The organism is Actinomyces sp. oral taxon 169 (genome assembly GCF_013394715.1).
Lineage (GTDB): Bacteria > Actinomycetota > Actinomycetes > Actinomycetales > Actinomycetaceae > Actinomyces.
Genome location: NZ_CP058259.1, coordinates 1,025,361 through 1,038,605, shown reverse-complemented (window position 1 = coordinate 1,038,605; position 13,245 = coordinate 1,025,361). Strand labels below are relative to the sequence as shown.

Annotated in this window: 9 protein-coding genes; all 9 read right to left on the bottom strand. The window is 64.7% G+C overall.

The annotated features are described in order from the left end of the window. Positions 1-58: 58 nt before the first annotated feature. The gene (locus HW274_RS04440; protein WP_185989300.1) at positions 59-979 is read right to left on the bottom strand and encodes a dihydrodipicolinate synthase family protein; all 921 of its coding nucleotides are present in this window, start codon (positions 977-979) and stop codon (positions 59-61) included. A 169-nt stretch (positions 980-1,148) separates the two neighbouring features. Next, positions 1,149-1,928 (bottom strand): carbohydrate ABC transporter permease, encoded by a 780-nt coding sequence (locus HW274_RS04435; protein ID WP_225792465.1) that lies wholly within the window; start codon positions 1,926-1,928, stop codon positions 1,149-1,151. A 60-nt stretch (positions 1,929-1,988) separates the two neighbouring features. Next, complete coding sequence (locus HW274_RS04430) at positions 1,989-2,876, bottom strand: carbohydrate ABC transporter permease (protein ID WP_178385021.1); 888 nt, start codon at positions 2,874-2,876, stop codon at positions 1,989-1,991. Between the two features lie 57 nt (positions 2,877-2,933). Next, on the bottom strand, positions 2,934-4,319 hold the full coding sequence (locus HW274_RS04425) for an ABC transporter substrate-binding protein (RefSeq protein ID WP_185989299.1): 1,386 nt from the start codon (positions 4,317-4,319) through the stop codon (positions 2,934-2,936). A gap of 71 nt (positions 4,320-4,390) precedes the next feature. Next, a complete protein-coding gene (locus HW274_RS04420) occupies positions 4,391-6,706 on the bottom strand; it encodes a sialidase family protein (RefSeq protein ID WP_185989298.1) in 2,316 nt (771 codons plus the stop codon). 660 nt (positions 6,707-7,366) lie between these two features. Next, positions 7,367-8,194, bottom strand: a complete 828-nt coding sequence (locus tag HW274_RS04415) for an ATP-binding cassette domain-containing protein (protein WP_075254551.1) — start codon at positions 8,192-8,194, stop codon at positions 7,367-7,369. Further along, positions 8,194-10,344, bottom strand: coding sequence for a dipeptide/oligopeptide/nickel ABC transporter permease/ATP-binding protein (locus HW274_RS04410; protein WP_075254552.1), 2,151 nt, complete (start codon positions 10,342-10,344; stop codon positions 8,194-8,196). Before HW274_RS04410 ends, HW274_RS04415 begins: the two co-directional genes overlap by 1 nt. Then, positions 10,344-11,309 carry an ABC transporter permease gene (locus tag HW274_RS04405; protein WP_004565289.1) on the bottom strand — a complete coding sequence of 322 codons (966 nt, stop codon included), beginning with the start codon at positions 11,307-11,309 and terminating at the stop codon, positions 10,344-10,346. The genes HW274_RS04410 and HW274_RS04405 overlap by 1 nt, the downstream gene beginning before the upstream one ends. Positions 11,310-11,517: 208 nt before the next feature. Then, the gene (locus tag HW274_RS04400) at positions 11,518-13,143 is read right to left on the bottom strand and encodes an ABC transporter substrate-binding protein (RefSeq protein ID WP_185989297.1); all 1,626 of its coding nucleotides are present in this window, start codon (positions 13,141-13,143) and stop codon (positions 11,518-11,520) included. Positions 13,144-13,245: the final 102 nt, after the last annotated feature.

The window sequence follows — 13,245 nt, the reverse complement described above, 5'->3', positions numbered from 1 at the left end:
CGGCTGCATGTCCGGATCGGTCGGTGCCGCGACCACCGGCCATGCAGCCGCCGGGACGTCAGATGAGGCCCTGGGCCTTGACGATCTCCAGGACCCGCTCCTTGGTCTCGCCCTCGAGCGCCTTGACGGGGAAGGCCATCTCGTTGGTGGCGATGATCCCGATCGCCTCCATGGCGGTCTTGAAGGCGCCGATGCCGGTCGCGTCGGCCGAGCGGCCCTGGGGTACGAAGACGATCTCGAAGCCGGCGCAGACCTCGTCCTGGAGGCGGCGCACCTCGTCCCACGCCCCCTCGCGGGAGGCCTTCCACATCTCGGCGTAGCGGACCGGGTCCACGTTGCCGTACCCGGGGACGAGGCCGTCGGCACCCAGCAGCAGCATGCCGTCGACGACGCACTCGTGGCCGGTCAGAAGGGCCAGGGGATGGCCCGCGGCCTCGTTGGCGGCCACCAGCCTGCGGAAGGCGACGTCGTTGCCGGAGGAGTCCTTGACACCGACCAGGACGCCCTCCTTGCCCAGCTCGACGAGCAAGTCGCAACCGAGCTTCGCGCCGCCGAGGCGCACGGGGACGTCGTAGGCGAAGACGGGGACGTCGATGGCCGCGGCGATGGCGCGGAAGTGAGCCTTGATCTCCTCGGCGTCGTTGAGCGCGTAGAACGGGCAGGTGGCCACGATCGCCTCGGCGCCCAGGGCGGCTGCCCGACGAGCCTGGTCGATGACCCGGTGGGCGGTGGTGTCGATGGCACCGGCGAGCACCGGGACGCGTCCTGCCGCAGCCTTGACGACCCGCTCGATGACGGCGTCGCGCTGGGCGTCAGTGAGGTAAGCGACCTCTCCGGAAGACCCCAGGGCGAACAGGCCGTTGACACCACCGGCGATGAGGTGCTCGACGACCTTGTCCAGGCTGTCGAAGTCAACCTCGCCCGCAGCGGTGAAAGGGGTGACGACCGGCGGGATGACGCCGGTGAAACGGTTGTCCATTGTGGTGACTCTCTTCATTGAAAGGATATCGGACGTCTGACATCTGACGTCACGAGGTATTGTTGCAGATGCTCCCGGTTGGCGCCACCCCGGTGCCTGTGAGCATGCGATCACTCACGTCACAGGCACCGGAGCGGCAGGAGGCGGACCGGGGACCGCCCCGGAGGCACTACTTGACGGAGCCCTCCGAGAGCCCTCCGGAGATGTGCTTCTGAATGACCATGAAGAAGACGACCGACGGGACGATCACGATCACGGAAGCAGCCATCATGGCTCCCCAGTCAAGAACCTCCGACCCCTGGAGAGAGTAGAGGCCGACTGCGACGGGCATCCTGTCCGACTCGGTGATGAACAGGAGCGCGTAGAGGAACTCGTTGAAGGTGTTGATGAAGGTGTAGACGGCGGTGGCCACGATCCCCGGAAGGATGATCGGGACCGAGATCTGCCAGAACACCCGGAACCGACTGGCCCCATCCACGGCTGCCGCCTCCTCCACCCCGATGGGGACCGTCTGGAAGAAACCGATGAGCATCCAGATCGCGTAGGGGATCGAGAACGACAGGTAGGCGATGATGAGCCCGAAATAGCTGTTCATGAGACCGAGCTTCACCATCGTGATGGTGTACGGGATGGCGAGCAGAATCGGCGGGAACATGTAGGTGCCGATGAGGAGCTTGGTCAGCTGCTTGCCGACACGGGGGAAGAATCTCACGATCCCGTAGGCGCCCAGCAACGAGACCAGGACCGCGATAACCGTCGAGCAGCCCGCGATCAGCAGTGAGTTCTTCAGGTTCGTCAGGAACCCGATCTCCTCGACCACCTTGCGGTAGTGCTCGAGGGTCGGCGAGCTCGAGAACAGCTGCAACGGATTCTGCGCCAGCTCGTGAGAGGTCTTGAACGATGAGGAGACCACCCATACGAGCGGGAAGACCGCAACGAAAGCAGCCACAATGAGAATGAGATACACGCACACGGTACCCCACGGACCACGACCAGCACGTCGCATGATTCAGCCCCTTTCCTTTTCCCAGCGGTTGAGCATCTTGAAGGCGCCGAAGGCCAGCGCCAGCAGGAAGAGAAGCAGCAGGATCGTCACGGTGGAGGCGACCCCGAGCTGCCGCAGATTCCAGCCCTCCTGGTAGGCGAAGATCGGTAGCGTCGTCGTCCTCTCCCCCGGACCTCCGCCCGTCAGGAGGAAGAGCATGTCGAAGTTGTTGAAGACCCAGATGGTGCGCAGGATGACCAGCAGGCCGATGACCTCTCGAATATGGGTCAGCGTGATGAACCTGAACCTCTGCAGCCCAGAGGCACCATCCACCATGGCCGCCTCGTACTGCTCCTGAGGGATGGTCTTGAGGGCGGAGAGGATATTCACCATGAACATCGGGGCGCCGAACCAGATGTTGATGAGCAACGCCACCCAGAAGGTCGTCGAGGGATTGCCCAGCAACGCCATGTTCTTATCAGTGAGACCGAGAGTGGTCGCAAGATTGGGCAGGAACCCGTAGACGTCATTGAGGATCCACTTCCAGGCGAACGCGGTGATGATCGCCGGGAAGGCCCAGGGCACGATGAGGAGTGTCCGGAACACCCCAGAGCCCCGGGGCACCCGGTCCAGCGCCAGGGCCAGAACCAGGCCCACAGCGAGCTGGCCGATAATCGACGCCGCGGTCCACTTGATCGACACCCCGAACGCGTTCCAGAAGCTGGAGGATGCCAGGAGGTCGGTGTAGTTGGACAGACCCACCACGTGATAGCTGTGGCGCAAGAGGTGCTTGTCGGTGAAGGAGTACCAGATGCTTGAGAACACCGGGTAGATCAGCAGGGCAAGAACAATGAGTATGGATGGCGCCACGAAGACGACGCCCGTCCAGTTCATTCGCTTCATTCGAGTCATGAGCTCACCTTTCGGACTGGGCGGTGGGGAGATTCCTCTCCCCACCGCGTCGCCGAGTCACCTGATGCTGGCTCCGGCGGCCTTGAAGGCCTCGTTGAGCTTCTTCTCGCAGTCCTTGGCGGCGGCCTCGACATCGGTCTTGTCGATGATGATCGAGTGGTACATCTTCTCGATCAGCCCCTGGCTGGTGAGGACTCCTGCCTGGACGAGCGGGCCCTTCTCCATGCCGATAGCGGTACCGACACCCACCTGGTCCTGAATCACCTTGATGGAGTCGGAGTACTTCGTGATCGTCTCGTTGTTCGTGTAGCTCGGGTCCTTGGCGATGTCGTTGAGGACCGGCAGCATGCCGCCGGGGACCGAGTGCAGGAACTCGATGTACTTGTCCTTGGTGAACAGGAACTCCAGGAAGGCCTTAGCCTCCCGCTTGACCTTGGAGGCCTCCCACACCACCAGGGGCACGTTGGACACCTCGGCCGGGTAGTTCGCCGGGTCGGAGGCCTTCATACGGGGAAGCGGCGCCGCAGCAATGGAGTCGACCAGGTTGGGGCTGTCCTTGGCCACTCCGGAGATGTGGAAGCCGGAGTTGAAGTCGAAGGCGGTCTTGCCCTGGTAGAAGAGCGTTGCCTGGTCGAGGACCGCATAGTCCAGCGATCCCTCCGGGGAGACTGACTTGTACAGGTCGGTCCAGTACTTGATGCCGCCCAAGGCGGCCTCGGAGGTGAGGTTGGCCGTCCCGTCGTCCTTGAGCAGCCTCTGGCCGGCGGAACGCACATAGAAGTTGAGGTAGCGGGCCCCCAGCATGTCCCCCGTTCCCAGAGGCACGGAGAGTCCGTAGAGGCTGTCGGACTTTCCGATGGCCTTGGCGGCCTTGGCCAGCTCCTCCCAGGTCGTGGGAACGGACAGCCCCTTGGAGCTCAGCACGTCCTTGCGGTACCACATCACCTGGGCATGGGAGTAGATGGGCACCGAGTAGGACTTTCCGTCCGACTGCCCCTCGGCCAGCGCCTGCTTGGGGAAGCGGTCCCGGCCAATGGAGTCGATGACCTTGTCCAGCGGCACCAGGGCCTCGGAGTTAATCATCTCCACGACGTCGTTGGGCAGTGCGGTGGAGATATCCGGCACCTGGCCCGCTGTCAGTCCAGTGGTCCACTTCGTCTTGAACTCGGACCAGGAGAACTGCTCGATCTTGACGGTGACGTCGGGGTTCTTCGTGTGGAACTCCTCGGCCATCTTCTTCATCCAGTCCGCACGGGGCCCCTGGGTGAAGGAGGACCACATGGTGACCGTGCCGCGCAGGGGCCCGGTCCCCTCGTCCTCGGCGGAGTCCTTGCCGCCGCATGCGGCCAGCGCGCCGCACATGCCGATGCCGCCCAGGACCATGAAGCCGCGACGGCTGAGTGCGGAGGCCGGGTGGGACGAGACGGGGGTGGAGGGAGTCATGACAGTTCTCCTTTGAACGGGGGATGACGGATGGGTGGTGAAGTGAGGTGTGGATGACGGGTGATTCATCGTCATGACCGCACGTCCTGCGACTCGGCCTGACGAGGATCGACGGTCTCAAGGCCGTCGGAGAACCAGCTCAGGGGCAGGCGTGAGAAGTACAGGCCCTGGCACTCGTTCTCCCAGAGGATCCCGATCCTGCCGTCGGGCAGGACGCACATGCACTGGTAGACGTAGTGCCCGGGGTTGAAGGTCCGCGAGTGCTTCCAGCTGTGTCCGCCGTCGAGGCTGAGCCGAATGACTCCGCAGCCTCGAAACGGGAGCATGAGCGAGGCGTTGGCGAAGACGATGCGGTCCTCCCCCTCGGGCGAGGGCAGAGTGATCGCATTGGGCTGGCACCAGATCTCGGGAAGCGCCTCATCGAAGCGGATCGGCCCCCAGGTCTGCCCCGCGTCGTGGGACTCGCTGACGGCGACACGCCCACGGGGGTGCTGGTTGCGCATGAACAGCACGAGCACGCCGTCTTGCCGTTCAACCACAGCGGCCTCGTGCAGTGACCAGGTCTCGTCAACGAAGGTCTGCGGGTCGAGCTCCCCCTGGGGGGTCTGCCGCCCTTCGTTGGGGCCGTGACCGAGCTGCCAGGTCTCGCCGTGGTCGTCGGAGTAGGCGACCGTCGCGCACATCGCCAGCCAGTTCTGGTCGTTGTTGAAGTAGAGGGGAACGATGAGGCGTCCGGCGTGAGGGCCGTTCCTCAGGGCGATGCCGTTACCCGGGCAGGTTCCCAGGAACCTCATCCACGGCTGCTTCAGCTCAGGGTTGAGGTCCCGAGGCCGGCTCCAGGTGAGGCCGTCGTCGTCGGAGTAGGCGATCTGCAGGTAGCTGGTGGGGATGGCCAGGAGGGTCTCGGCCGGGTCCGCTCCGGGCGCCAGCTCGATGTTGCCCGCCGGGTTGCCGTCACACAGCACCGTGCCGTCATCCAACACTCGGAACTCGGTGGCCTGGCCCTCGATCGTTGTGACCGCGCCATCGGGCTCGACGACGTAGCGTCCGTCGTCGAGGTCTCTGAGCAGCCGCCTGCCGTGCTCGTCGAATCCGGTGGAGGCCCAGCAGTTGGGCTGTCCGATCCCTCCCGGGAAGTGGTCGATGAGGACGTAGACCCGCCCGGTACCCGGATCCTGGACCATGCAGGAGTCGATGACTGACGAGGCGTCCTCCCCGCTTCCCGGGCAGTCGATGACGGTGCTTGCCGGTTCCCAGCTCCGTCCCTCATCCAGGGAGCGGCGCACGACGAAGTTGATGTCGTTGGGAGAGTCGTTGGCGTTGGAGACCCGCTGGTCGGCCCCGGCCAGGATGGTGCCGGAGGACAGTGTCAGCAGGGAGGGGATCCGGTAGGAGGCCGAGCCGCAGTAGCCGCGGTCGAACAGGGCGTCGGTCTCGATCGGCTCCACCTCGGACAAGCGCTTGATCTGCGCGTCGCTGAGCGCGTAGTCGTAGAGCCCCGCTCGCTGGACCTCTCCGGACAGACGCACCCCCTCGCAGTCCTGGCCGACGACGATCTCATCGAGCCCCTCGACACCTGCGAGGAAGAACTCGCCAGGAGCGTGCGTCTCACGGAAGCCGTCGACGTAGAGGTCGACCGCGCCGTGCCCCACAGCGACCACGACCTCGTGCCAGCCACCATCGCTCCAGGCGCCTGTGGCCTTGACCTCCCTGGACTCCCCCGTGGTGCTCACGGCCGTGTAGCTGATCCCCTCGGGCCCCACGGACACGGTGAGCTGCTCGCGCCCGTGTCCGCCGGCGGCGAGGAGGGCTCCTTGCTGCATCCGTCCCCGCACCCGGAAGCGCAGCCAGAAGGAGCCGTGCTGCACGTCGGCGAAGCGGGCGACGTCGTGAGGGCTCAGACGGTTGGCGGCGACCTCGACCAGGGGCTCGGCTCGCTTGGACAGGGCGAGGACCTCTCTGGCTGTCAGGACCCGGGGGTGCACCGTGAAGGCTGTGACCTCAGGACTGTCCCCCTGCCCCACGACGGCCTGACTCAGACCGGTCAGGTCCTTGAGGAAGGCCGTGGTGGTACCGCAGAAGACCTGATATCCGTCGAGGTAGAGGCGGGTACCGGCAGCGCTGACGGTGACGACGGCGCTGTGCCAGCGCCCGTCGTCGAGCGAGCGCACGTCCTCGGCCTCCAGCTTGCTCCACCTGCCTGGAACTGTCGCCTCGTACACGAGTGACGATCCGACAATGCGCAGTTCAAGACCGGCCCCGTCGGCACCTCGCAGCGCGAAGAGGTTACCGTCGGACCTCGACCGGAACTCACAGGAGATGCTTCCTGTCTCAGAGTCGAGGATTTCTTCATCAAGCCGCAATGCGGCACGGACTGACTCAGTCACTTGTCACCTGTTTCGTAAAATGGGCATAGAACTACCCATCAGTCACTATATGGATCGCAATCCCTGGAATTCCGCACCCAACATCATGGGCCGGCCTCATCAAGAATGCGTCTGATCGCGGACGCGCTCGGCTTCAGCGACTCACGCGCGTCTCGACTTTCTCATCACCTCATGCTTTGCAGCGATAAGGCGGCACCGGAGGAGCGCTTACTGCGCCTCACTCACCCCTGACGCGACCCCTGGCTTCTCACCAGCTGGTCAGAGGCGAATCAAGGACGGGCCCCGACCCTCACGCACGACGGACTGGCGACGTGCCGTCGTGGTCACACGCCATGGCGCTGTGACATACATAGGAGACCCCCCTTTACATTCAACACCTTTGTTGACGGCTGTGCGTGCCGCTATCAGCTCCTCTCTGAACTGATAAAAGTAATCTACACGACATGTGACCCGGAAGTCAATGCTCACACACTCAGATTTCATACGAGATCGGAAGAGCAATCTCTCGCAATCACCACACCAGCTCCCCACCTCTAGCAGCATCGGTATAGATAACAATCCCCCTCTTAAACGGAACCGATAGACAGGTGAGGGGCGGACCCGAGTGGGTCCGCCCCTCACCTGGAGGTGCTGACGCCGGCAGCGGCCGGAGCCGGCTACTCAGACATCGAGCAGCGAGGGCACTGCCGACAGCAGAGTGCGCGTGTAGTCCTCCTGAGGGTTGTTGAAGATCTCCTCAGTGGTGTTGAGCTCGAGGATCTTGCCGAAGTACATGACGGCGATCCGGTCCGAGACGTAGCGCACCGTGTTGATGTCGTGACTGATGAACACCAGCCCCAGTCCCAAGGAGGCCTTGAGGTCCTGGAGGAGGTTGAGCACCTGGGCGCGCACCGAGACGTCCAGGGCGGAGGTGGGCTCGTCGGCCACGATGATGTCGGGGTCCAGGGCGAGCGCTCGGGCGATGGCAACGCGCTGGCGCTGACCACCGGAGATCTGCCGAGGCAGCACGTTGAGTGCGCTGGGGGGCAGCCCGACCAGGTGGAGCAGATCGCGCACCTTGGCCTCACGCTCCTTGGGGGATCCGATTCCGTGGACGTTGAGCGGGTCGATGAGCGCGTCGTGCACGATCATGCGTGGGTTGAGGGCCGTGGCCGGGTCCTGGAAGACCACCGAGATGCTGCGGCCCAGGTCGCGACGGTCCGAGGCCGAGCGCCCCAAGGGACGACCCTTGAAGATGACCTCACCGGAGGTGACCGGCTGCAGCCCCACCATGACTCGGGCCGTGGTGGACTTGCCGCAACCCGACTCCCCCACGAGTCCCAGCGTCTCTCCGCGCTTGACGCTCAGCGAGACGTCGTTGACCGCGTGAACCGTGTCCGGGTGGAACAGGCCACCGGTGCGGGACTTGTGGATGACATTGACGTTCCTGAGCTCGACGACCGGCTGGTCCTCGCTCCATGAGGACGATGCAGACGTGTTGGGGGACATCAGTGCTTCTCCTTCGCGAGCAGAGCCTCGAGCTCGGGGGTGATGGCGTAGCTGTGCTCCGTCGTGCCCGGCACGGGCTTGAGCACCGGACGGGTCTCAAGTCCAACCGTCGGGTGGGACGATCGCGGAGCGAACCGGTCGCCCTTGACGAACTCGCTGGGTGAGGGGACGACCCCTCGCACCTGGTGGAGTCGCTTGGAGCCGGACTCGATGGAGAGCACCGCGCCGAGGAGGCCCCGGGTGTACTCGTGAACCGGGTTGGCCAGCAGCTCGCTGGTGGGCGCCTGCTCAACCACCTGGCCCGCGTACATCACGGTGATCCGATGTGCCAGCTTGGCCACGAGGGCCAGGTCGTGCGAGACGAAGACCATCGCGAAGCCGAGCTTCTCACGCAGCTCGTTGAGCAGGTCGATGACCTGCTTCTGAACGGTCACGTCCAGCGCGGTCGTCGGCTCGTCGGCCAGGACCAGGGAGGGGTCTCGGGTCAGCGCCATGGCGATGAGGACGCGCTGACGCTGGCCGCCGGAGAGCTCGTGCGGGTAGCTGCGCAGCGTGCGCTTGGGGTCGAGTCCCACCAGCTCGAGCAGCTCCTCGGCACTGCGGGTGCCTCCGCGCGCGCTGAGCTGTGCCATCTGGGTGCGGATGAGCATGGAGGGGTTCAGTGAGGACAGAGCGTCCTGGTAGACCATGCTCATCTCATGACCACGCAGCGCGTTGTGCTCGGCCGGCGTCATCTCAAGGATGTTGCGTCCCTTGAAGAGGATCTCTCCGGAGATCCGGGCCGAGGGAGGCAGCAGCCCCATGACGGCCATCGAGCTGATGGACTTACCGCAGCCGGACTCCCCCACCAGGCCCATGGTCTCGCCCGGACGCACGGAGAAGGACACGCCATCGACGATATTGACCTCACCGTGCTGCTCGGGGAAGGCGATCGAGAGGTTCTTGACCTCCAGAACCGGGTCCTCGCCGGTGTCCTCGTAGACCAGGCGGTCTCGCCGGGCGAGCTCGGCCACCCGCAGGGAGCTGAGCCGCTCGGACAGAGGAACATCCTCGGTTGCCGGGGCGGCGACGCCGGTCAGGGAGCTGAGCCCATTCGTGGCGTCATCCCCGTCGGCGACGGAGGCGTTGGCGACCACCGCCTCAGCGGCGTCGTCCCAGGCGTTCAGGGTCTCCTGAGCCTCCATGGCCTCCTCATCGGCCTGAACATCGGGCTTGGCCTTGATGCGCGGCGAGGCCATCGCATCGGTCAGCCCCTCGGACAGGACGTTGAGGCACAGGGTGGTGATGAGGATGAGCAGGCCGGGGAAGAAGGTCGGCCACCAGTGGCCCGACAGGAGCAGCTCCTTGCCCTCGGAGAGCATGTTGCCCCAGGTCGGAGTGTTGACGGACTTGATGCCCGCACCGATGAAGGACAGCGAAGCCTCGAAGACGATCGCGTCGGCCACCAGGACGGTTGCGAAGACCATGATCGGGGCGATGCAGTTGCGGGCCACGTGCTTGAGCAGGATCCACGGCACCGGCGCCCCCATCACCTTGGAGGCGGCCACATAGTCCTCCCCGAACTGGGAGATGATGTTGGCGCGCACCACGCGGGTGAGCTGGGGGATGTAGAGGATGCCGATGGAGACGATGATGACCGGCAGCATCGGCAGGCGGGTCGACATCGCCGAGACGAGAACGGCCGCCAGAGCGATGCCCGGGAAGGACATGACGACGTCGAGCACTCGCATAAGCGTCTCAGCGATCCACTTGCGCGAGGTGGCGGCGACGGCCCCGAGGACCGAGGCCACCACGAGGGCCAGGCCGGTGGCCGTCAGGCCCACGACCAGTGAGACCCTGGCGCCGTAGACGGCACGGGAGAAGATGTCACGACCGGTGCCGTCCGTCCCGAACAGGTGGGACGCGGAGGGGGCGACGACCGGATCGGAGGAGGTCACCTCACCGACGCCCTCGATGTAGGAGGTCGTCTTGGTCTCCGCCAGCCCGGTGGCACCGGGAGAGTAGGGGGCGACGACGGGAGCCAGGATGGCGATCAGGGCGATGAGGCCCAGCACGATGATGGCGATCTTGGAGCCGACAGGCAGCGCCTTCCAGCCCTGGAAGCGCAGCCCGGGCCGCGAGGCCTTATCCAGTGTGGAGCGGTGCAGCATCAGATGCTCCTGATTCGTGGGTTGACGAGGACGTAGAGCATGTCAACGACGATGTTGATGATGATGAAGGCCAGTGCCACCGTGATGGAGACGCCCTGGACGATGTTCACGTCGTTACGGGTGATGCCCTGGAAGATGAGCTGTCCCATCCCCTTGATGTTGAAGATCATCTCGATGACGACGGCGCCTCCCATGGCGTAGCCAATACGCAGGCCCAGCACGGTCAGCGGAGTGATGAGCGCGTTGCGCAGCACGTTGCGGGCCACGACGACGTTCTTGGGAACACCGCCGCCGATGGCGGTGCGCACGTAGTCGCGGTCGAGCTCCTCGACCATGGCAGTACGCACCACGCGGGTGAGCGAGCCGGTGTTGGGAACCGCGATGGCCAGTGCCGGCAGGAAGATCTGGTTGAGGTACGTTCCGGGATCCTCGCTGAAGGGAACCCACTCGGACACCAGCGCGGGGAAGGCCCCCGTTCCGCCCGGAATGTCGGAGAACCACTGGATGAGCAGCAGGGCGAGCCAGAAGGACGGGGTTGCCAGGCAGGCGATGGAGATGACGCGGATGACCTGGTCCTGCCACTTGTCGCGGTAGAGGGCCGCGATGATTCCCAGGATCGTGGCCAGGATGACGGCCACAAAGATTCCAATGAAGGTCAGCTGGAGCGTGATCGGGAAGGCCGCAGCCACCATGTCGGAGATCTTGGCTCCGGTGAAGGAGGTGCCGAGGTCACCGTGGATGAGGCCCAGGAGGTACTCCCAGAACCGCTTGAGAAGAGGGTCGTTGAGATGGTGGGCGGCTCGGTACTGCTCGAGGGCGTCTGGCGTGGCCGACTCACCCAGCGCAAGACGCGCCGGGTCTGCCGAGGAGAACGACATGACGATGAAGACGAGCAGCGTCACGCCCAGCACCATGACCGGCAGCGCGACCAGGCGCCGTCCGATCAGGCGGATGAGGTTGGACACTGAAATGCTCCTTTGCGTTAGCGTCCTGCCGCCTTTTGAGGGCGGCCGGGTCACGTGGCAGCCGCAGAGCCAGCCGCCACTCCGATTGTCTGACGTCTGATGTCAGATTGCAAGTCCGTTGCTTTCGCCTTGGACACACTGACACCCCGAGCACGACACGGGCGGTGCAGCAACCTCCAGCGACTGCCGCACCGCCCGCACGTGAGTCTCAGGACTTGGTCGAACCCGTCCCCACGAAGGACAGGCCGGTCAGTGCGATCGGCTTGAAGTTCTCCAACGTCGTCGAGTCGTAGGCCGTTGGAGCCTTGCGGTGGAAGATCGGGTAGAGCGGAACGTCCTCAGAGAGCTTGTCGAAGATCTCCTGCCACTTGGCGACCTGCTTGTCACCCTCCAGCTTGACCGCCTCATCGAGCAGCTTCTGGACCGCGACCTGGCTCTCCGAACCCTTCCAGTGCATACGACTCTCGGTCCACACGTCACCGCTGTACCACCAGCGCATGAGCAGGTCCGCGTCATTGCCGAAGACCGAGGGGTCTCCAGGAGCGATGAGCACGTCCCACGCCCCCTGCCCGGAGTCGATGAAGGAGTAGGTGTCCGCGGACTTCTTCTCGTCGTACTTGACCGTCACCCCCAGGGCCTCGAGGTTCTCGCGGATGATGGGCCTGACGGCGGAGAACCAGCCGTGGTCCGTGCACAGCAGGTTGATGGTCGTGATGCCGGCCTCCGACAGGAGCGACTTGGCCTTGGCCGCGTCCTTGGAGTAGACCGTCTTGGCCTTCTTGTACGCCGGGTGCCCGTCCTGGACGAAGCAGGTAGCCGGCGTTGCCAGGCCGGCCATGCCGGTGTCGCAGATCTTGGCGTAGTCCAGCGCGTAGAGCACCGCCTGACGCGCCTTGACGTTGGAGAAGGTGGTGTTGTTGAACATGGCGAAGACCAGTCCGAAGCCCTGCTGCGCCGCCACCTTGACCGGGTCCTTGAGCGTCTTGAGGTTGGCCGCCGGGACGGCGTCGATGGCCTGCACGGAGCCAGAGGTCATCGCGTTGGTGCGAGTGGTGTCGTCAGGCAGGACCTGCCAGGTCATGGACTTGGCCAGCGCCGGGCGAGGACCGTTGTACTTGTCGTTGCGCTCGAAGACGAGCTTCTGGCTGGCGGCACCGTTGTCGGTCATCTTGTACGGACCGCTTCCGACGGGGTTCATGTCGAACTTCTTGGCGTCCGCCTCAACAACCGCCTTGGGGACGATCTTGACGACGCTCAGACGCTCGGCCACCAGGGAGAAGGCGTACTTGAGTTTGATGGTCACCGTGCCCGCATCCTTGGCCTCCACCTTGTCGATGAAGGGAAGGAACTGCGAGTACAGCGACTTGTTGGCCGGGTCGAGCACGCGCGTGAAGGAGAAGACGACGTCGTCGGCAGTCACGGCCGAGCCGTCGGAGAACTTCGCGTCCTTACGCAGCGCGACCTCATAGGTGGTGTCGTCCACCTTCTTGGGCATCTCCGCAGCCAGAGCCGCGTACACCTCGCGGGTGGCCGGGTGGAGCTCGGTGAGCCCCTCCAGGGTGTGCCAGTTGGCAGCGACCGTCAGAGCCGACGACGTCGTCATCGGGTCGTAGCCGTTGGTGCCCAGCTCGTAGGAAATACCGGCGGTGATGACACCGTCCTTGTGAGTGACTTCCTGATCGGTCGCCATACCACTGGCCTTTGCGCCACCCGCGGTCTTGCCCTTACCGCCGCAGGCCGCAAGGCTGACAGCCAGGCCAGCAGCCATTCCGAGGGTGCCGGTCAGCCTGATGAAGTCCCGGCGGCTGGAGCCGGCCGGAGTCGTGATCGCCATTGATTCTCTCCTGATGTCTGACGTCTTATGTCTGACGTTGGTAGGATGACTGTAGCAGAAGTCAGGGCGTCCAGACCACTCGCGACCTCGCAGGCAAGGCGT